Origin of the sequence: Kitasatospora sp. NPDC002965 (assembly GCF_040611255.1) — a bacterium.
Taxonomy (GTDB): Bacteria; Actinomycetota; Actinomycetes; order Streptomycetales; family Streptomycetaceae; genus Kitasatospora.
This window is the reverse complement of the sequence record NZ_JBEXNT010000124.1, coordinates 1-20,498: the sequence shown is the minus strand read 5'-3', so window position 1 is coordinate 20,498 and position 20,498 is coordinate 1. Positions and strand designations below refer to the sequence as shown.

Here is a 20,498-nt window from a genome sequence, read left to right as displayed (position 1 = left end):
ATGACGAATCCTCCGTACGGGCCGTTGCCCGACCACACCTCCGACGCCACACCGGCGGCCGACCCCCGGCCCGCCGGAGCCGATGTGTCCGCCACTCCGCCCGGCGGCTGGTCCGCCGTCGTCTACGGCCGCACCCTGCGGATCGACCAGTGGTGGCGGGCCCTGCCCGCCGGCGTCGACCGGCAGGGCCCGCTCGCCGAGGCCGTCCGCACCGCGGTGGCGGGCGGGGACCGCCTGGAGGACGGGCCGCGCTTCGTGTTCCACCGCGACGAGCACGGCGTGCTGCTCGGCGCGGCCTGCGAGTTCGGACTGATCAGCGACACCATGGTCCGGGACAAGTTCGACCGCCCGCTCTACGGCTTCGTCGGCTGGTACAGCGAGGCGCCGGGGCCCGGACGACTCCCCGAACTCGCCGAGCTGGAGGACCACCTGGTCCCCTGGGGCGGCCGGGTGTACCGCGACTGGACGGCGCCGACCTGGGAGGCGGCCGACCGGCGGGAGGCCGAGCCGCAGGTGACCGTGCCGGTGGCCGCCCCGTGGCCCGACCGGGCCCCCGGGACGGTCGGCGAGCTGCCGCCGACGGGCCGATGGCGCCCCGCCCGCGCGGACGGGGCCCACCTGCTGCCCGAGTCGGAGGCGGGGGCGCTCTGGTCGGCGGCGGCGTCCGTGCCCGATCCGTGCCTCCTGGTCACCGGCTGGCGCCGCCGCACCGACGCCGACATCGCGCGGCTCACCCATCTGACCAGCCGGGACGGCCGGGCCTACGAGCTGCTGTTCCGCCCGCCGCCGGCGCCGCCGACGGCCACGCGGTTCACGCCGAACCAGGCCGCGGGGGATCCCACCGGTCCGGCGGCGTCCGGCTCCGGCCGGTCGAAGCGCGGTCCGTCGAAGCCGGGTCGGTCGAAGGCGGGAACCTTCGGGCCCGGGGCGCCGTACCCGTCGGGCCCCGGAACCGTGGATCCGGCGTACGGCGGACACGGCGGACACGGCGGGTACGACGGATACGGCGGGGGGTGGCGCGGGGCCGTCCACGGGGCGGGAGGCGCCGGACACGACGGCCCGCGCCCGGGGAAGGGCCCGGACCCGGCGGAACCGCCCGGGCAGTCGGTCCTCGGCCAGCTCCTGGGCCAGGCCGGCCGGTTCCTGACCGAGGTCGGCCGCAAGGTGGACTCCGCGCTGGCCCCGCGGAGGCGGAACGGCGGGCGCCCGGCCGACCCGTACCCGGACACGGCACCCCGTGACCCGTACGCCGAGGTGCCGCAGCACGGCGCGCCGCACGGTGCCCCGGAGGGGGAGGCCCACGACGACGGGAGGCCGTACACGGGAAGGGCGAGCGGGGACGACTACGTCTCTCCCGGCCCCAGCGTCGAGCGCCCCCTGTTCGGGCAGACCCGCTCCGTCACGCCCCAGGATGCCGACTACTCCGGCAGGTTCGGCGGATTCGACGACCCGGAGCCGCCCGTCACGCCGTCGGGTCCGGCCCCCGGGCCGGACGCCTCCGGGGCCCCGTCGTCCGTCCCGTCGTCCGGCTCGGTGCCCGCTCCGCCGACCGTCCCGCCGTCCGTTGCGTTGCCCGACCCGCCGGCCGACCCGCCGCCTGCCCCGCCCCGCCGGCCGTCCGGCCCGCCGCCCGGCGGTTCCGCAGGGCCCGCCGACCGGCGCGCGAACCCGCCGGCCGACCCCGGCGACCGGACCGACTCCACCACGGGAGAACCCTCATGACCACGCCCCGGACCGAAAGCCCCTCCCGCGCCCGCGTGCTGGACTTCGCCGGCCGCACCGCGGACCTCCTCGAACGCGCCTCCAGGGCGGCCGCCGCCGAGCCTGCGGAACCCACCGACGACGCCGGAGCGGGCGGTGCCGGTTCGACCGCCGAGCACGCCGCCCGACGGGTCCGGCAGGAGGCCGCCCGGGCCGCCGACGGTGCCGCCTCGCTGGTCGTGGTCGGGGAGAAGAAGCGCGGAAAGAGCTCCACGATCAACAGCCTGGTCGGCGTCTGGGACCTCCTCCCGGTCGACGCCGACGTCGCCACCGGTGTGCACGTCGTCGTCCGCCACGGCGAGCGCCCGCGCGCCGAGGCGTACCTACTGCCCGCGGCGGGGTCGACCACCGGGGCCGGGGCCGGGCCCTCCGACGGCACCGACCCGCTCGGGAACCCGGCCCCGTCGGGGGAGCCGGACGGGCGGCCGAGCCCCGAGCCGATCCCGCTGGAGCGGATCGCCGAGTACGCCGCGGTGGACCCGCTCACGGGCCGGCCGCACCGCCTCGACGTCCACCACGTGGAGGTGGAGCTGCCCGTCCCGATGCTCGCCGCCGGCCTCGAACTGGTCGACACTCCCGGTGTCGGCGGGCTGGTCAGCGGTCACGCCGAACTCGCCCTCGCCGCCCTTGAGTCGGCCGACGCACTGGTCTTCGTGGTCGACGGATCCGGCGAACTCACGAGCTCCGAGCTGGAGTTCCTGGCCCGTGCGACGGAGCGCACCGTCGAGACGGTGTTCGTCCTCACCAAGACCGACAGCCACGACGCGTGGCAGGCCGTCCTCGCCCGCAACCACGAGCTGATCGCCCGGTACGCACCCCGGCACTCCGGGGCCTCCTGGTTCCCGGTCAGCAACCGGGCCCGGCGGGACGCCGCCGAGGCCGCCGACTCGGGCTCGCTCCAGGAGGCCGCCGAACTGCTCTCGGAGAGCGGCTTCGAGCCGTTGGAGGAGCTGCTGCGCCGTCGGGTCGCCGCCCGGGCCGCCGAACTGCGGCTCGCCAACCTGGTCCACGTCGCCCTCGCCGCGATCGCCGGTCCGCTGGCCGAGCAGGAACAGCGCCTCCGCTCGCTCCAGCAGGACCCGACGCTGGCCGCCGAGGTGCAGGGTGCGGAGGAGGCGCTGCGGCTGCTCCAGCCGGAGAGCGCCCAGTGGCGGCGGGTCCTGTCGACCGGTGCCCGCGATCTCAAGAACGCCCTCCAGCTCGGCTTCCGGCGGAGCGTCAACGACGTCCGGCAGCACGCCGAGGGGCAGATCGCGACCTCCGAACCGGGGACGCTCGCCCAGGAGTTCCCGGCCGACCTGGAGGCCCAGGTGGAGGCGGTCTGGCTGCAGCTCGACAATGCCGCCCGGAGGGGCCTGGCGGTGCTGGAGGAGAAGGTCCGGCAGGAGTGCGCGGCCGTCCTGGACGCCGCCGCAGGTTCCGGTCCGGAGGGGGAGGCCCCCGGCGCCGAGCTCGTGCCCGTGGACGGCTCCGCGGTCGTCCTCCGGTCCGAACGAGCCGGCCTGCTGCCGGAGATGGTGCACTCCAAGCACCGCGAGGGCGGTCCGCTCGGGGTGATCGAGAGCGTCGCGCCCTCGCTCGGCACCGCCGCCACCTTCGGCACCGTGCTCAGTCTACTGACCGGCGGCATCCTCGTGCCGGCCGTCGCCAGCTACGCGATGCTGGCGGTGCTCACCCGCCGGCGCCGCCAGCGCACCGAACTCGGCCGGGTGCGCGGCGACGCCACCCGGCACCTCAACCGGGTGCTCACCGAGCTGAGCACCGAGATCCCCGCGCAGATCACCAGCCACGTCGACGAACTCACCGACCGGCTCGGTGTCGTCCTCGACCAGGCCATCGCGGACGAGCGGGTCCGGCTGGAGAGGCAGCTCGCCGACCACCGCCGCAACCTGGCCGTCTCCGCGGCCGACCTCGCCGCCGCCCGGGACCGCACCCGGCGGCGGATCGCCTCGCTCGTCGTCCTGCGGGACGAGGGTGCCGCCCTGGCCCGGTCGCTGGGCACTCCCGGCGACCCCGGCGACCCCGGCGACCCCGGCGCGTCCGGCGCCGACGGTGCGTCCGGCTCCCCGGGCCCGGGACGGAGCTGATTTCGTGGACCTGATGAACCTGCGGCTGGTCGCCCTCGGTCACAGCAACGCGGGCAAGACCACCTACCTCTCCTCCATGTACACCCAACTCGCCACCGGGTACAAAGGGTTCACCCTGCGCGACGTCAGCGAGGAGGACGGGCACGATCTGCTCAGGGCGGGCCGGGCGGTGCGCCGCGGCGTCTACCCGCCGATCTCCTCCCGCCGCACGGACCACCGATTCCTGCTCACCCACGGCCGCCGTGACGTTGCGGCCTTCGACTGGACCGACTACCGCGGCGGTTCGCTCACCAGCACCGCCGCGGACGATCCCGAGACCACCGGACTGCTGGCCCGGCTCACCCGGGCCGACGGGCTGATCGTCTTCGCCGACGCCCAGCGCCTCGCGGCCGACGTCGGCAGCCACGAGGAGCTCCGTCGCACCGTCGTCCTGCTCCAGCGGGCGGTGCAGCCGCAGTCGGCGCCGCTCCCGATCGTGCTCGCCTTCACCAAGGCCGACCTGGTCACCGACCCTGCCGCGTGGGCCCTGGCCAGGGAGGCGACGGCCCCGCTGGCGGACCTGATCGCCGGTGAGGAACGGATCCTCGACCTGTCGGTGGCGGTCTCCTGCGGGTCCAGGCCGGCCGGAGTCCTCGTCCCGGTGCTCTGGTGCCTCTCGGGCCTGCTCACCCACCGGGTGCAGGCGGTGGAGTCCGAACTCGCCGACTCCCGGCGTCTGATCAAGGAGACCCGCACGGACGCGCACGCGGTGAACAGCATGGTGTCCTGGCTCAAGGGCGTCGAGAGCGCCACGGCCAAGCTCAAGCGGTACGAGGAGTGCGCGCGGATCGAGAAGGAGGAGCTCGGACGGCTCCGCCGGCCCGCCCAGCGGCTGGCCAGGGTGCTGGCCCGCGTGCAGCGAGGGACCGTACCGCCGGTCGGCGACCTCCTCCCGGCGGAGGCGCGGTGACCGGAGTCCCCCCGCCCGGGCCCGCGTCGACGGGCGGGCCGAGGTCCGTGGAACTCGCCTCCCTGGTAGGCGAGTTCTGCGCGGACCTGGCGGCCGGGCTGCCGCCGGGTCCGGCCGTCGGGGCGGTGCGCGCCGTGCGGGAGCGCCTCGACGAGCGGACCCTGCGGATCGCCGTCGGCGGCCGGATGAACGCGGGCAAGTCCACCCTGGTCAACGCCCTGCTCGGGCGCCGGCTCGCCGCCTCGGCCGCGACCGAGTGCACCACCGTGGTGGCCTGGTTCCGGCCCGGCCCGCTCAACCGCGTCCAGGTCCGGCGGCTCGACGGGACCTCCCACTGGCTGGCCGGCGGCCTGCCGCGCGATCCCCGCGGCCTCGGGACGCCGACCGCGGAGATCGCCGAGGTGGTGGTCGAGGCCGCCGGACTCCGGCCGGCCGGGGACTGCGTGCTGGTCGACACCCCCGGTCTCGACTCGCTCAGCGGTCTCGACGCGCCCGCGCTGGCCGCGCTCGCCCGCGCCGACGCCGTGATCTACGTCATGCCGCACCCGGGCGCCGGGGACGCGGAGGCGCTCGGCGCCCTGCGCGCGCAGGCCGACAGCCGGATGACCGCGCTCAACGCCGTGGGCGTGCTCAGCCGGATCGACCTGCTCGGTGACGGCCACGGCGACCCCTGGCCCCGGGCCCGACAGGTCGCCGACCGCAACGCCGAACGGCTCGCCGGGCTGGTGGACTCCGTGCTCCCGGTGGTCGGCCTGCTCGCGCAGACCGCCCTCGGCGACGACTTCACCGAGTCGGACGCCGCCCTGGTCCGCCGGCTCGCCGAGACCCCCGCGGCCGAACTCCGCCGGGCCCTGTACACCGGCAGCCGCTTCCTGGGCTGGGACGACGCCCCGCTCACCCGGCCCGATCGCGAACGGCTCCACGGCCTGCTCGGCGTCTACGGCATCGGCGTCGCGCTCCGGACCGCCGACCGAGCCCGGGCGACGGGCGGTCACGTCGGCGCCGCCGTCCTGCTGGAGGAGTTCCGGAGGACCTCCGGCATCGGTGCCGTCGTCGACCACCTGCGACGGCAGTTCGTCGACGCCGCCGACGTCCTGCGCGCCGCCGCCGCCCTCGGCGCGGTCGAGGCCGCGCTCGGCGCGGGCGACGGCCTGCCCGCCGACCTGGTCCGCCGGGCGCGCACCAGGATCGGCGAGCTCCGGCAGCATCCGGTGCTGCGCCGACACGAGTTGGCCCGGGCGCTGGCCGCCGTCGCCTCCCGGCGGCTCGAACTCGCCCCGGACGCCGTCGACGCGCTGATCGCCCTTGCCACCGGGCGCACCCCGGCCGCGCAGCTCGGGCTGGAGGCCGGGGCCGGGCCGGAGGACCTGCGCCGGGCGGCGGCGCGGGCGGCCGGGTACTGGCGCCGGCTGGAGGACGGCCCGCTGCGCGACGTCGGCCGGTACGCGCGGATCGCGCGCGAGCTGTGCGAGGCGATCTACTTCGCCACACCGCCCGGGCCGCCCGCCTGACGTCCGGCCGGGTCCGACGTCCGGCCGGGAGTCCGACCCGGTCGGGAACCGGTCCGGACACCGTCCGGGCCGGTGGAGAGAAGGGAACACCGCCGTGACCGACCCCGAGCAGACCTGGGACGACGGCCGCCTGCACCCCGACGACGTGATCGAGGCGGCGGACCACACCGCCTACGAGTCCCCGTCCGACTACTACTCCGGCCAGAACGGCCACGAGCCCGACCCGGCGGCGGTGCACGATGCGGGGGACGACGGCTGGTGACGCCGTCAAGGCCCCGTCGGGACGACTCGTCGACGTACTTGAGTTCTCCTCAAGTCGGATTCCTGTACCGGAGTTCGGCACGGTCGGCCTCCGACTTGAGGAGGGCCGACACGCCGGAGGGGCATCCACCCGTGGGTGGAGCCGCCGTGCCCCTGTGGGTGGACGACCGGTTCGTGCGCGGCTGACAAAGTGTCAACCCCTCACACTTTTCGGGTGTTGCGAAAGCCGTCGGCACGGACACAGGAGGACTCATGAGGGTAGCGGAGCGCCGGGGCGGGTTGCGGACGGCGAGGGGCGTGCGGATCGTCGCGCTCGCGCTGGCGGGGGTGGGCCTGGTGGGCGTGACCGCCCCGACGGCCGGTGCCTTCGGCACCGGGCCGGGCGGAGCGACGGCCGTCGGCGAGGGGCAGCCGGGGACCGGCCCGGAGGCGGCCGGCCGCGGCCCGCACCGGGGTGGCGTGGACGCCCGGGCGCTGAACGAGGCGCTGGAGGGCGTGATCGAGGTCGGCGGGGCGTCCAGCTCCCTCGCCCGGGTGACCGAGTACGGGCGCACGGTGTGGAAGGGCGCGGAGGGCGTGGGCGACTTCTCGACCGGCGCCGAACCCTCGGCGAGCGGCCGGTTCCGGATCGCCAGTGTGACCAAGACCTTCGTGGCGACCGTCGTCCTCCAACTGGTCGGCGAGGGGCGGTTCGGGCTGGACGACAGCGTGGAGAGCCTGCTGCCGGGTGCCGTCCCGGGCGGCGGCTCCGTCACCGTGCGCCAGCTGCTCAACCACACCAGCGGGCTGTTCGACTACACCGCGGACCCGGCCGTCGACGTCGACAACGCGACCTGGCTCCGCGAGGGGCGCTGGCGGAGCTGGACGCCGCAGCAACTCCTCGCGGTGGCCAACAGCCACCCGCCGTACTTCGCGCCCGGCACGGGCTGGCACTACGCGAACACCAACTACCTGCTGGCCGGCATGATCGTCGAGCGGGTCACCGGCCACGACTGGCGCCGGGAGGTGGAGCGCCGGATCATCGACCGGCTGGGACTGAGCGGGACGTCGATGCCGGCCCACGCGACGGGGATCCGCGGCCCGCACGCGCACACCTACCTCGATCTGCCCGGCGGCCCGGTGGACGTCACCGAGATGGAACCGAGCGAGATGGACGCGGCGGGCGTCGGCATCTCGACCACCGCGGACCTCGGCACCTTCCTCCGGGCCCTGCTCGGCGGGCGGCTGCTCCCCGCACCTTTGCTCGCCGAGATGCTGACGGTCGCCCCGCCGAGCGGCGACGCCCAGTACGGCCTGGGGATCGGCCGGCTGACCACGCCCTGCGGCGAGGTCTGGGGAAACAACGGCAGCACCGGCCGCGGGCACAACAGCGCCCTCTACGGCACCCTGGACGGCCGCCGGCTGATGGCGGTCTCGACCAACGGCTACCGCAACACCGGCCAGGGGTGGAAGACCTCGCAGAAGCTGCTGGCGACCGCCTTCTGCGGCCGTCAGCCGGCCGCCGCAACCGCCGCCCCGACCGGCTGACCGCCGCCGTCCCGCCGTCCCGCCGTCCCGCCGTCCCGCCGTCCCGCCGTCCCGCCGTCCCGCCGTCCCGCCGTCCCGCCGTCCCGCCGTCCCGCCGGACACCGGACCGGCCGGGCGGCGGGCGTGCCGTTCCGCCCCCGCCGGGCAGCCGCCACGAGGAGGGGCGAGCAACGCCGGGGCCGTTGACCGCCGAGGTGGTCGACGCCGTCCACGAGGCGTCCTGCCCGCCGTCGACCGGGGGTGTTCGTCCCACTGAACGGCGCCCGGATCGGCGCCGGTTCGCCGGCCGAAGCCGAAGCCCGAAGCCGGCGCCCTCGGCCCGCCGGGCATGCGGGTGCCGCCCGGCTCGCCGGTCGCCGGCGTCCCGGCCGTGATCCGCCGCGAGCTGACCGCGGAGGAGCGGACCGGCATCGAGGCCGGCGCCGAGGGCTATCTGTTGCCGGCCGACGGCCACCCGTCGCTCCACCCGCTCCCGCCGTCCGTCCTGCCCGTCCTGCCCGTCCTGTCCGTTCCGGACGCCCGGGGCGGCCCTGCGGCCCGAGCGCCGGACCGGCCGTCGGTGCGGGGCGTAGCCGGACCGTGTCTCTTCGAGATGCTCCCGAATGCGTGGGGGCCGCCGCATCGTCGGTGGCGAACCCGGCTTCCGGGCGAACGGCCCTGTCCGGGGCGGCTCCCGACGCGTCGGGAGCCGCCCCGGACGTACGTGCCGGCTGTGTAGAAGTCGATGACGTCGCGCCCGAGTCCGGGACCACCGGCACCGTGCCGCCTGCCAGGACGTGATCCGGAACGGCGAAACGCCCGGAGCGTCGCCTCGTCGTCATCCTCGACTCCCGGGCACCCGCCACCGCCCTCGCCGATCTCAGGCGGCGGATCGCCGACCTCCCGGGCGTCGAAGGCGTCGGACTCTGCGACCCACCCGCCGAAAGCCGTCGCTGAACCCCCACCGGCGCACCGGCCGCGCAGACCGCCGGGCGGGCCTCGGGCCTCCGGCCCCGGCGGCCCGCGCGGCCGACGAGTGCGCGAGGGCGATTCCCGGAGGGCCGGTGACACGACCTGCGGAATCGGACTTTCCGCTTCCGTTCTCATCTGTCGATCACTGTCCAATTTGGTCTAGACAAGATCCGAATATTTCAGTTACGTTTCCCCGCACGAGATCTCGTCAGTAAGTGCACAGCCACTCGTATCCATCTGCCCAGCGTGGAGGAACAATGGTTCAGGCGATGCTCAACCTGGTCGACCGGGCGTTCTCGCGCGGTCTCCGGACGGAGACTGCGGAAGCGGCCTGCGCGTGCCCGGCGGGTACGTTCTACACCTGTGTCGGGGAGACGCTCTACGTGAAGACGTGCTGTTCCTGGAACTGCGCTTCCGCCCCCACCTGTGAGACGTACGCCATCCGGGGCGGTTGCTGACCGTCCGGGTCTGACCGGGCGGGCCTCTGTGGCCCGCCCGGTGCCCGGCCGGGAGTCCCGGCCGACAGAGTCCGCCGGCATGCCCGCTCACCCGGGGTGCCGGCACGGGGGAGGAACCATGCACGCCTGCCTGCTGCTCGGCGGCCGCTGTGTCGTCGCGCTCGTCTTCGCCGTCTCCGCGCTGGCCAAGCTGCGCGCGCCCGGGGACTTCGCCTCGGCGCTGCGCGCGATGGCGGTCGTCCCGCGCCGGCTGAACCGCCCGGTCGTGATCGCCGTCCCGCTCGTCGAGGCGGCCGTCGCCCTGCTGGTCTGGCTGCCCGGACCGGTCGCCACCTGGGCGTTCGCGGCGGCGGGCGGACTGCTCGCGCTGTTCGCGGCGGTCCTGGTCTCGGTGCTGTGGCGCCGGATCGACGTCTCCTGCCCCTGCTTCGGTGCGGCCGGCGTGCCCGTGGGGCGGGCGCACGTGGTGCGCAACCTGCTCCTCGCCGGCGTCGCCGCGGCCGGTCTGGTGGCGAGCACCGCCCCCGACCCGGGGGGTCTGGAGCCGGCGGCCGTCGCCCTGGTCCTGCTGGTCGCCGTCGGCGCGAGCGCGCTGGCCATCGCCACCGACACCCTGGTCGAGCTCTTCTCTCCCGCGCGCTGAGTACCCGCCCGGGCGGCTGCGCGCCGAGCACCCGGCCCCGGCGGAAGCGCCCCGGCGACACCGTTCCGCCGGCCCCGCGAAAGCTTCCCGAACGCCCCTCGAATTCGTCCTTCCCCAGTGTCCGGAACGAGGCCCACTGCCATGTCAACGGTATTCACCGTCGTGATCGGCTGTCTTTCCGTATTCAATCTGCTGCTTACCCTGGCACTCGCCAGAAAGGTGACCGGAAACTCCGGTCACGGTTCCCACGGTGACATCGTCAAGGGCGTGTCCATCCCGGAGAACCGAATTCCGGACGGAACTCCCGTACCGGAATTCCGGGCCGTCTCCCGGCAAGACGGACCGGTGTCCCGCGCGGACTTCTCCGGCGGCCGCGCCGTCGTCGGATTCTTCTCCGCGAGCTGCGGGCCCTGCCTCGAACAGGCCCCTGACTTCGTCAAGGCCGTCACCGACCACCCCGGGGGGCGCGACCGGGTCGTGGCCGTCGTCAAGGGCGCCGGCGCGGTCGCCGAGGAACTGGCCGCCATGCTCGCGCCGGTCGCCAAGGTCGTGGTCGAACCCGCCGGGGTGGTCGAGGGCTCCGTGGCCGAGTCCTTCGGCGTCGTCCGCTGGCCCAGTTACGTCGAGGTCGGCGCCGACGGGCGGATCACCAACCGCCTGCTGCCCGGAGAGCTCGACGTCCAGCCCGCCGTTCGGTGACGGCGACCCCGACGGCGGGCACGGCCGGAGCCACCGGCACCGCCGGAGCGGCGGGTGCGGTCCCGCCCCCGACGGCGGGCACCGCCCCGGCGCCGCGTCCGCCCGGCGAAGGCCGCCAGGCCCTGCGCTCGGCCGCCGCCGCGACCGCGCTCGCCTGGCGGTCCGGGCCCGGTGCGCTGCTGGTCTCCCTGTTCTGCGGCCTGGTGGCCGGACTGCTCCCGGCCGCCACCGCACTGCTGGTCAGCGACCTGTTCGACGCGCTGACGGCCCCGCCCGGGGCGCCCGGCGGCGGCTCCGGCGTGCCGGTCGGCACCTGCGTCCTGCTGGTCGCCGCGAGCCTCGGACTGGCCCTCGCCCCGGCCGCCAGCGAGTACGCCCGGGCCCGCAGCAGCCGGGCCATCCGGCTGCGGGTGCAGGACGAACTGTTCGAGGCGGTCAACCGGCTGCCCGGGCTGCGCCCCTTCGAGGACCCGCGGTTCCAGAACGAGCTGCGCCTCGCCCAGCAGGCCGGCGGGGTCGCCCCGGACCTGCTGACCGGCTCGGCGTTCAGCAGCCTCCAGGCGCTGGCGACGGTCCTCGGCTTCCTCGGCACCCTGTTCGCGGTGAACCCGCTGCTCGGCGGCGTCACCCTGCTGCTCACGCTCCCACTGGTGCGCGTCCAGCTGGTCGCCGGCCGCCGGCGGGCGGCGGTGCTGCGCGACACGATGGCGCACAGCCGCCGGCAGATGTTCTACGGCAGCCTGATCGCCGACGTCGACGCGGTGAAGGAGGTCCGGCTGTTCGGCCTCCAGGACTTCTTCCGGAAGCGGGCCCGCACCGAACTGCTCACCGTCTCCGGCGCGGAGGAGCGCACCGACCGGCGCAACCTCGCCCAGCGGCTGCCCGCGTCCCTGCTGGGCGTGGGCGTGTACGCGCTGGGTCTGGTCTGGGCGGTGCGCGCCGCCCGCAACGGTGAACTGTCGCTCGGGGACGTCTCGGTGTGTCTCGCCGCCGTCGGCGGCATCCAGAGCGGGGTCGCCCAGCTCGCCGCGACCGGATCCGCCGCCTACCAGGCGGCCATCACCTTCGACCACTACCGCGCGCTCGGCGCGGCCGAGCCCGACCTCGCCCTGCCCGAACGGCCGGTGTCCCCGGACCGGCTCACCGGGACGATCGAGCTCCAGGACGTCTGGTTCCGCTACCACGAGGACGCCCCCTGGACCCTGCGCGGCGTCGACCTCGTCCTCCCGGCGGGCTCGGTCACCGCCCTGGTCGGCCTGAACGGCGCGGGCAAGAGCACGCTGGTCAAGCTGCTCTGCCGGCTGTACGACCCGACCCGCGGCCGCATCCTCTGGAACGGCACCGACATCAGGGAGTTCACCCCCGACGCGTACCGCGAGCGGGTCGGCGTGGTCTTCCAGGACTACGTGCGCTACGACCTCACCGCCGGCGAGAACATCGGCCTCGGCCGCCTGGACCATCTCGGCGACGCCGGCCGGATCACGACGGCGGCCCGCGCGGTCGGTGTGCACGAGCGGATCTCCCGGCTCGACGCCGGCTACGGCACGCTGCTCAGCCGGATCTTCGCGGCCGACGGGCCGGGAGCCGGCCGCGGGCACGCGCTTTCCGGTGGCGAATGGCAACGCCTCGCGGTGGCACGGGCGTTCATGCGGAGCGACGCCGACCTGATGATCCTCGACGAACCCAGCTCCGGCCTCGACGCCGAGGCCGAGAAGGAGGTGCACGACAGCCTGCGCGGCCTGCGGCGCGGGGCGACCAGCGTGATCGTCTCGCACCGGCTCAGCGCCGTCCGGGACGCCGACCGGATCGTCGTCCTCGGTGCCGGGCAGGTGGTGGAACAGGGCACCCACGACCGGTTGTTGGCACGCGGTGGCCGGTACGCCGAACTGTTCGCGCTGCAGGCGGCCGGGTACCAGGACACGCCGGTCGGGCCACCCGCAGGACCGCAGACCCCGGCACCGCTCGGCCGCACCGCCCCGTAGCCGTACTGCGCCGTAGCCGTACCGCCCCGTGGCAGTACCGCCCCGTGGCGCCTACTGCCCCCCGTGGCACCGTTCCGTCACGACCCCGTAGCACCAGGAGGTTCCACCGTGCCGCTGCTGCTCGCCGCCGTCGCCGGCGTCCTCGTTCTGGCCGCGCTCGCCGCGCTGGCCCGCACCGTGTTCTCGGTGATCGTGGTGTCCGGGCCGAGCATGAGCCCCGCACTCCGCCCCGGCCGCCGGGTGCTGGTCGTCCGACGGGGCCTGGCCCGGCTCCGGACCGGCCGGATCGTCGTGGTCGTCTCGGACGGGGACGGCCGCCCGACCGCGTCGCCGGTCGGCGACGGCCCGCGACGGCTGCTGATCAAGCGGCTCGCCGCGCTGCCGGGCGAGCCGGTTCCGGACCAGGTCCGCGACGCCGTCCCCGGCCCGGCCGTGCCCGGCGGCCGGCTGATCCTCCTCGGCGACAACCCCGGCCTCAGCACCGACTCCCGGGTCTGGGGCGCGGTGCCGGTCGCCGGCGTGGTGGGCGTCGTCCTGGAGGGCGTCCGGCTCCGGGACGCACCCCTCGGCCCGGGGCGGCCGGTCGGTCGCTGACCCCCGGGCCGCCGGGAGCCGCCAGGGCCGGTGCGGGCCCTCAGCGGTGCGGTCCGTGCCAGCCGTCCCCGTGGACGTCCTGGCCGAAGTGGACGTCCGGTGGGTCGTGCCCTTCGTAGCCGCCGTATGCGTCGTACCCGCCGTGCTCGTGGTGCGGCTCCGGGACGTCGTGGCCGTGGGTCGTGTCGAGCACGCCGTGTCCCTCGTGCACGTCGAACGGGTCGTGCGGGTCGAACGGGTCGTGCGGGGCACGACCGTCGTGCGGGTCGTGCGGGTCGTGCGGGTCGTGCGGGTCGTGCGGGTCGTGCACGTCGTGCGGGTCGAACGGGTCGTGCGTGCGGGACGGGTCCACGGCGTCGCGGTGGTAGGGGTGACGGCCCTCGCCGCCGTACACGCCGGACTCGTGGGAGTCCTGGTGCCGGGGGTGCGGCGCCTCCCACGGATCGTGCGGGTCCGAGCCCCCGTACGTCGCCCCGGTGCCGTTCGGGTGCCACGGGTCGTCGTGGTGGACGGCGTTGTCCACCGGTCCGTGCGGGCCGTGTCCGTCCCCGTTCGGGTGTGCGCCTCCCTGTCCGTGTCCTCCGTGTCCTCCGTCGTGCCCGGCGCCGTGGCCGCCGGTGTCGCCGTGGTGGCCCGGAGCCTCCCACGGGTCGTCGCCGTCGTGGTGTGCGGACGGGCTCGCGTTGCCGCCGGCCTCCTGCCCGCCGCCGTGTCCGTGACCCGGACCGCCGTCCCCGCCGTGGTGGACCGAGGGGGTGACGCCGAGTCCGGCGCCCGCGAGGAGGTCGAGGGCGCCCTGGAGCACCGCCGAGGTCGCCGCGCGGCGCCGGGTCCCGGGTGTCGGCGGAGGGGGCAGGGCGACGAGTTCGCCCCGCCGGGGCGTGGCCAGCCAGGCGTGCGCCTCGAAGCGCTTGTCCTTGATCCTCACCGTGGTCCGGGTGAACTCCCCGGCGGCCAGCCCGCCCACGCCCGCCTCGAAGACGTCGGTGTACAGGTCGTCCGTGACGGCCAGGACCAGGTCGGCCTCCGGGGTGTCCTTCAGCGCGGCCCGGGCCTGCGCGCAGTCCAGCAGCCGGCAGGCCGTCTCGACCGAGCGGGCCGTGAAGCCGAGCGCGGCCCGTTGCACCCCGCCCTGGGCGAGCGCCACCCTGATCCGCAGCCGCCCGGTGGTGCCGGGGGAGCGGTTGAGCGTGTGCACCGCGTCCCGCAGGCCGAGGACCAGGCCCGGCAGCGCGACCGCCTCGTTCGTTCCGGGGGGCAGCAGGAGCAACTGGCCGTCGCCCCGGTCCTGCGCCTCGCACCGTCCGCGTTCGACCCGGGCCCGGACGAACGCGTGGTCCAGTGCCCGGTGGAGGCGGTCCTGGATGTCCCCCTGCACCGGGTACAGCCGGCCGCTGTAGGCCTCGATGTCGACCACCAGGCAGATGCGGCGCTGCCGGGCCGGGGTTCCGCTCGCGCTCATCGTCCGTCACCTCCGTGCGGGGGGAGCGGGAGGCCGGCCGCCTTCGAGAGCAGCGTCCGGTCCTTCACCACGAGTTGGCGGTAGCTGGTGCGGACGGCGCCCTGGTTGCGCAGGGTGCGCAGGGAGCGTTCCACACTGGCGGGGGAGAGCTGGGACAGGGCGGCGAGGTCGGCGTGGCTGAGCGGTATGTCGATCCGCAGGCCGTCCTCGGTCGGGGTGCCGTAGGAGCGGAGCAGCGTGGTGAGGGTGCGGGCGAGGCGGACCAGGACGGTCCCGCAGCCGGCGTCGACCCGGTAGCGGGTGGCGGCGCGGAGTTTGTGGCTGAGCGATCGCTGGACGGCGAGGGCGGCCGCGGGCCGGTCGGCCAGGAAGGCGAGGAAGGCCGGGCCCGCGATCTCGCGGGCGGTACTGGTGCGGACGGCGAGCACCGTGGCCGAACGCGGATCGCCGTCCAGCACCGCCATCTCGCCGAGCAGTTCGCCGGGGAGGCGGACGGCGAGCAGGGCCTCGCTGCCGTCCTCGGTGGCGGCCACGACCTTGACGCAACCGGTCAGCAGGAGGGCGACCCGGTCGCCCGGCTCGCCCTCGATCATCAGGGCCTCACCCGGGGAGTAGATCCGCCGGGTGCCCAGGCGGCCGAGTTCCCGCAGGTCGGTGTGGTCGAGCCCGGCGAACGGGCCTCGTGGGAACGGGGTGGGCGGGGGTCCCGGTGGCCGGGCCCCCGGGGTTCTGCCGGATTCGGGTGCGCTCCGCGACGCGCTCTCCATGGTGCCTGCCCCCACAGGTCGGCGGCCCTGCCCCGAACGGGGCGATTCCGTACGGAAGATAGCGCACGGCCCGAGGTGCTGTCAGTCTCCGGGAGCCGGGGCCCGGCCTGCCGCGTTGGGTCGTCGGCGAACGGCAACCCGAGCTGATTGCACGTGATCTGACGATCAGTCAGGCTTGTCGTCCGGGGGACTCGACATCGGAGGGGTGGGCGGGCATGCACGGTGGAGGGCGACTGCGCAGGGTGGTCGCGGTTCTCGGGACGGCCGCGGCGCTGGCGATCGGTGCCGGAGGGGTGTTCCCCGCGTCGGCGGCGGCGCCGGAGGGGGTGGTGCAGGGCGCCCGGTCGCCGGACGCCCTGCCCGGGAGCTACCTCGTCATGCTCAGGCCGGCTCCCGGGGGCGACCGTCCGGCGGTCGGCGCGGGCTCGGTGGCGGACGCCTCGGCCACCCTGGCCCGGGCGTACGGGGGCACCGTCCGCCGCACCTACGACGCGGTGCTGCACGGTTTCGCCGCGGACCTGACCGAGCGGCAGGCACGCCGGCTGGCCGCCGACCCGTCGGTGGCGCTGGTCTCGGCGAACCGCCGGGTCCGGGTCGACGGGGAGCAGACCTCTCCGGAGGCCTGGGGCCTGGACCGGGTCGACCAGCGGCGGCTCCCGTACGACGACCGCTACACGTACCCGGACACGGCCGGGGCGGGCGTGACGGTCTACGTCGTCGACACCGGGGTGCGGATCACCTCGGAGGAGTTCGGGGGCCGCGCCTCCCACGGCTACGACGCGGTGGACGGCGACGCGGTGGCGGACGACGGCCACGGCCACGGCACCCACGTCGCGGGGACGGTGGCCAGCACCACGTTCGGCGTCGCCAAGGCGGCGAAGATCGTCGCGGTGCGCGTCCTGGACGACAACGGCGAGGGCACCACCGAGCAGGTCGTGGCAGGCATCGACTGGGTGACGCGGAACGCCGCCCGTCCGGCCGTCGTCAACATGAGCCTGGGCAGCGACCCGGATCCGGTGCTGGACGCGGCCGTCGCCCGCTCGATCGCCGCCGGGCTGACCTACACCGTCGCGGCGGGCAACCAGGCCGTCGACGCCAACGAGCACTCGCCCGCCCGGGTGCCCGCGGCGATCACCGTCGGGGCGACCGACTCGGCCGACGCGCAGGCGTCGTTCTCCAACTACGGCCCGCTGGTGGACCTCTACGCACCAGGCGTGGACGTCACCTCGGTGTGGTACGTGATCGACTTCGAGGGGATCGGCGTCACCATGTCCGGCACCTCGATGGCCGCCCCGCACGCGGCCGGCGCCGCCGCGCTGTACCTGTCGACGCACCGCACCGCCACGCCCGCGCAGGTCAGCGCCGCGCTGACCGGCGCGGCCACCGTCGACTCGCTCTACGAGCTGGGTCCGGGTTCGCCCAACCGGCTGCTCTACACCGGGACGGTGCCGAACCGGCCGCGCGGTCCGAGGTTCGCCGCCCCGGCCCCGGTGGAGTTCGACGGGATCGGCACGGTCGAGGCCCCGATCACCGTCACCGGCGTGCCCGGGAAGGCGCCGCGCGATCTCGACGTCGGCGTGGACATCGGCTACTGGTGGCGGAGCGACCTCAACGTCGAGGTGGTGGCGCCGGACGGCGCGGCCTTCCTGCTCCACGCGGCGGGCAACTACGACATCGCCACGGACCTCGTCGCCCTCTACGGGGTCGACGCCTCCGGGCACACCGCGAACGGTGTCTGGCGGCTGCGGGTGACCGACATCGGGGGCTACTTCCCCGGCACGATCAGGGGCTGGTACCTGAGGTTCTGACGGCGGGGGAGCGTCCGCGCGGCTCAGCAGGTCTCCAGCGCGGACGCCTCCTCCCGGATCAGCTCGCGCAGTGCGGCGAGTCCGGGCCGGCGGTCGTCCAGGCGCCACTGGAGCTCCAGCGGCAGGGTGGCCCGGTCCGTGAGGCGGACGGTGACCACGTCCTCGGTGAGGTGGCCGGTCATCGAGGCGGGGAACAGCGAGAACGCCCGGCTCTGCGCCAGCAGGTAGAGCCGGGAGCCGACGATCCGGGCCGGGCCGACCAGCACCGGCGGCTCGACCCCGCGCTCGGCGCAGAGCGCGAGCACGTGGTCGTAGTAGCGCGGGTTCTGCTCGCGGGGCCAGAGCAGCAGCGGCAGGTCGCCCAGCTCGTCCAGCCGGACGGACGCGCGCCCGGCGAGCGGGTGGTCCCGGCTGAGGGCGATGTGCACCGGCTCCTCGGCGATCCGCTCGCGCCGGTAGCCGGGCACGTCGTCGAGGAACCGGCCGAGGCCGATGTCGGCCAGTTCGGCGGCCAGCGTCGGGGACACCCGGCCGGTGTCCACGGACAGTTCGGCCAGGAGCAGCTCGGGCAGCTCGCGCTCGGCCCGGCTGACCACGGCGGGCAGCAGCCGGTTGACCACGGTGGGGGAGGCGACGATCCGGGCCGTACCCGTCCGGGTCTCCTCGTGCAGCCGGACCCGGGCGAGCAGGGTGTCGGCCTGGGCGAGGAGGCGGGCGGACTCGGCGGCCATCACCTCCCCGGCGGAGGTGAGCCGGACCGCCCGCCGGCTGCGGTCGAACAGCTGGACGCCGACGGTCCGCTCCAACCGGGCGACCTCCTGGCTGACCGTCGGCTGCGAGATGTGCAGGCGTTCGGCGGCCCGGCCGAAGTGCAGCGTGTCGGCCACCGAGAGGAAGACCTCCAGCTGGCGAAGCGTGAGACTCATAGCCGGGAGTCTATGAGATGGCCCAGGACTCATTCTGGATCCCGATGCGACCCCTCCCTAGGCTGAGGACACCGCTGCCACACCGTGGTGGCAACGGCCCCCGAGAGAGAGCCTCTGCCATGACCGGACTGCCCATCCGTATCTCCGACGAGGTCACCGAGGCCGTCGCCGCCGGGACCCCCGTCGTCGCGCTGGAGTCGACCATCTTCACGCACGGGCTGCCCCGGCCCCGCAACCTGGAGGTCGCCCTGGAGGCGGAGGAGCGGCTGCGGGCCACCGGCGTCGTCCCCGCGACCATCGGCGTCTACGCCGGCGTGCCGACGGTCGGCCTCTCCACCGACCAGATCAGCGAACTCTCCGGGACCGACGACCTGGACAAGGCCAGCCTCCGCGACCTGCCGGTGGTCGCCGCGCTCGGCCGGCACGGCGGTACCACCGTCGCCGCCACCGCCTTCCTCGCCCACCGGGCGGGCATCCGGGTCTTCTCCACCGGCGGCCTCGGCGGCGTCCACTTCGGGGCGTCCGAGAGCTTCGACGAGTCCGCCGACCTGACCACCCTGGCCGCCACCCCGGTCACCGTGATCAGCGCCGGGGTCAAGTCGATCCTCGACATCCGGGCCACCCTGGAGCGGTTCGAGACCCTCAACATCCCGGTCATCGGCTACCGCACGCGCCAGTACCCCGGCTTCTACGTCACCGACTCCGGCCACGAGATCGCCTACCGGGTCGACACCCCCGAGGAGGCCGCCCGGGTGGTCGACGCCCGTGACGGACTCGGCCTGCCGCAGGCCGTCCTGATCGCCAACCCGGTCGACCCGGCCAGGCAGCTCCCGCCGCAGGAGCTGGAGGCGCTGCTCACCCGCGCCTGGGCCGAGGCCGAGCGCCAGGGCGTCACCGGCAACGCCTCCACGCCGTTCCTGCTCGACTTCATCCAGCGCGACACCCAGGGCCGCAGCCTGGAGGTGAACGTCGAGGTGTACCGGGGCAACGTCCGGCTGGGCGGCGAGATCGCCACCGCGCTGGCCGCCGCCCGGAACGGGGCCTGACCGGTGCTCGGGGTCCTCGGTGACCTCGTGGAGGACGTCGTCGTCTGGGTGGACGGCCCGCTGAGACACGGCACCGACTCCGACGCCCAGGTGTTCCGGCGTCGCGGCGGCAGCGCCGCCAACGTCGCGGCCTTCGCCGCCGGCCAGTGTCCGACCCGCTTCCTCGGCTGCGTCGGCGACGACCCGGCCGGGCACGGGCTGGTCGCCGAACTGACCGGCCACGGCGTCGACGTGCGGGTGGCGCGCCGGGGCAGGACGGGCAGCATCGTGGTGCTCATCGACGACGCGGGGGAGCGCACCATGCTTCCCGACCGAGGTGCGGCCACCCTGCTGGAGGGCGTTCCGGACGCCTGGCTGGACGGTCTGACGCACCTGCACGTGCCCGCCTACTCGTTCGACGGCGAGCCGGTCGGGAGCACGGCGGTCGAGGCCCTCCGGCGGGTGCGCGCGGCCGGCGGCACCAGCTCGCTGGACGCGTCCTCGACCGGGATGCTCGACCGGTTCGGCCGCGAGCGCTTCCTCGCGCTCGCCGCCGATCTCGCGCCCACCCTGCTGTTCGCCAACCGGGAGGAGTCCGCGTACCTCGGACTGCTGGTCGACGGCCGCCCCGGCCCCGGCCGGGCCCGGCCGGCGGCCACCACGGTGGTCACCAAGTCCGGTGCCGAGGCGACCACGATCGACGTGCCGGGGGAGGCGCCGTTCACGGTGCCCGTTCCGCCGGTCGGTGAGGTCCGCGACCTCACCGGGGCCGGCGACGCCTTCGCGGCGGGCTTCCTGGCGGCCTTCCTCGACGGCCGGCTCACCGGTGGCGGGCTGCGTGAGGCCGCGGCCCGCGGTCACCGGTGCGCCGCCCGGGTCCTGGCCTCGCCGGGTGCCTCCTGCGCGTCGGACTGACCGCCCCGGAGCGGCTCCCGGGGCCGGCTCCCGGGAGCCGCTCCGGGGGACGGCTCCACGGCACCCGCCGCCCGGACCGGACCGGGCCGCCCCCCCCCCCCCGGGGGGGGCGGGGGGGGCCGGGGGGGGGCCCCGGGGGGGCGCCCGGGGGGGCCCCGCCCCGGGCCCGGGG

General features: G+C 75.6%; 16 protein-coding genes and 1 pseudogene. 14 read left to right on the top strand and 3 right to left on the bottom strand.

The genetic code is table 11. The features are described from left to right. From ABZY91_RS33295 to ABZY91_RS33245, 11 genes and pseudogenes are all read left to right on the top strand, one after another. A complete protein-coding gene (locus ABZY91_RS33295) occupies positions 1-1,722 on the top strand; it encodes a hypothetical protein (RefSeq protein ID WP_355406855.1) in 1,722 nt (573 codons plus the stop codon). After that, complete coding sequence (locus ABZY91_RS33290; protein ID WP_355406853.1) at positions 1,719-3,848, top strand: dynamin family protein; 2,130 nt, start codon at positions 1,719-1,721, stop codon at positions 3,846-3,848. Before ABZY91_RS33295 ends, ABZY91_RS33290 begins: the two co-directional genes overlap by 4 nt. A 13-nt stretch (positions 3,849-3,861) precedes the next feature. After that, the gene (locus tag ABZY91_RS33285; protein WP_355406869.1) at positions 3,862-4,797 is read left to right on the top strand and encodes a hypothetical protein; all 936 of its coding nucleotides are present in this window, start codon (positions 3,862-3,864) and stop codon (positions 4,795-4,797) included. Positions 4,798-4,844: 47 nt separating this feature from the next. After that, positions 4,845-6,308: a GTPase gene (locus ABZY91_RS33280; protein WP_355406851.1), complete on the top strand. Its 1,464-nt coding sequence runs from the start codon at positions 4,845-4,847 to the stop codon at positions 6,306-6,308. A gap of 94 nt (positions 6,309-6,402) precedes the next feature. Then, complete coding sequence (locus ABZY91_RS33275) at positions 6,403-6,570, top strand: hypothetical protein (protein WP_329881031.1); 168 nt, start codon at positions 6,403-6,405, stop codon at positions 6,568-6,570. Positions 6,571-6,821: 251 nt separating this feature from the next. Further along, positions 6,822-8,096 (top strand): serine hydrolase domain-containing protein, encoded by a 1,275-nt coding sequence (locus tag ABZY91_RS33270; protein WP_355406849.1) that lies wholly within the window; start codon positions 6,822-6,824, stop codon positions 8,094-8,096. Positions 8,097-8,348: 252 nt separating this feature from the next. Continuing rightward, positions 8,349-8,529 (top strand): annotated as a pseudogene (locus tag ABZY91_RS33265) (gamma carbonic anhydrase family protein); the annotation flags it as partial. A gap of 1,094 nt (positions 8,530-9,623) precedes the next feature. Further along, complete coding sequence (locus tag ABZY91_RS33260) at positions 9,624-10,148, top strand: MauE/DoxX family redox-associated membrane protein (protein WP_329952739.1); 525 nt, start codon at positions 9,624-9,626, stop codon at positions 10,146-10,148. 141 nt (positions 10,149-10,289) lie between these two features. Continuing rightward, positions 10,290-10,847: a TlpA disulfide reductase family protein gene (locus tag ABZY91_RS33255; protein ID WP_329881028.1), complete on the top strand. Its 558-nt coding sequence runs from the start codon at positions 10,290-10,292 to the stop codon at positions 10,845-10,847. Then, a complete protein-coding gene (locus tag ABZY91_RS33250) occupies positions 10,844-12,829 on the top strand; it encodes an ABC transporter ATP-binding protein (protein WP_355406846.1) in 1,986 nt (661 codons plus the stop codon). The genes ABZY91_RS33255 and ABZY91_RS33250 overlap by 4 nt, the downstream gene beginning before the upstream one ends. 108 nt (positions 12,830-12,937) lie before the next feature. Continuing rightward, entirely contained in the window at positions 12,938-13,423 is a 486-nt protein-coding gene (locus ABZY91_RS33245; RefSeq protein WP_355406844.1) for a S26 family signal peptidase, read from the top strand. Positions 13,424-13,463: 40 nt separating this feature from the next. Here the strand turns inward: ABZY91_RS33245 and ABZY91_RS33240 are convergent, their stop codons facing one another. Both ABZY91_RS33240 and ABZY91_RS33235 read right to left on the bottom strand, forming a co-directional pair. Further along, positions 13,464-14,885: a hypothetical protein gene (locus ABZY91_RS33240; RefSeq protein WP_355406842.1), complete on the bottom strand. Its 1,422-nt coding sequence runs from the start codon at positions 14,883-14,885 to the stop codon at positions 13,464-13,466. Next, positions 14,882-15,652: a Crp/Fnr family transcriptional regulator gene (locus tag ABZY91_RS33235; protein ID WP_329952734.1), complete on the bottom strand. Its 771-nt coding sequence runs from the start codon at positions 15,650-15,652 to the stop codon at positions 14,882-14,884. The genes ABZY91_RS33240 and ABZY91_RS33235 overlap by 4 nt, the downstream gene beginning before the upstream one ends. Positions 15,653-15,867: 215 nt before the next feature. Between ABZY91_RS33235 and ABZY91_RS33230 the strand changes: the two genes are divergently transcribed. After that, on the top strand, positions 15,868-17,460 hold the full coding sequence (locus ABZY91_RS33230; protein WP_355406840.1) for a S8 family serine peptidase: 1,593 nt from the start codon (positions 15,868-15,870) through the stop codon (positions 17,458-17,460). A gap of 23 nt (positions 17,461-17,483) precedes the next feature. On the opposite strand, the gene ABZY91_RS33225 is transcribed toward ABZY91_RS33230, so the two are convergent. Continuing rightward, positions 17,484-18,386, bottom strand: a complete 903-nt coding sequence (locus ABZY91_RS33225) for a LysR substrate-binding domain-containing protein (protein WP_355406838.1) — start codon at positions 18,384-18,386, stop codon at positions 17,484-17,486. A gap of 119 nt (positions 18,387-18,505) precedes the next feature. Here ABZY91_RS33225 and ABZY91_RS33220 point away from each other — a divergent pair, with 119 nt between their 5' ends. Beyond that, positions 18,506-19,432 carry a pseudouridine-5'-phosphate glycosidase gene (locus tag ABZY91_RS33220; RefSeq protein ID WP_355406836.1) on the top strand — a complete coding sequence of 309 codons (927 nt, stop codon included), beginning with the start codon at positions 18,506-18,508 and terminating at the stop codon, positions 19,430-19,432. Between the two features lie 3 nt (positions 19,433-19,435). Further along, positions 19,436-20,326, top strand: a complete 891-nt coding sequence (locus ABZY91_RS33215; RefSeq protein WP_355406834.1) for a PfkB family carbohydrate kinase — start codon at positions 19,436-19,438, stop codon at positions 20,324-20,326. Positions 20,327-20,498 lie beyond the last annotated feature (172 nt).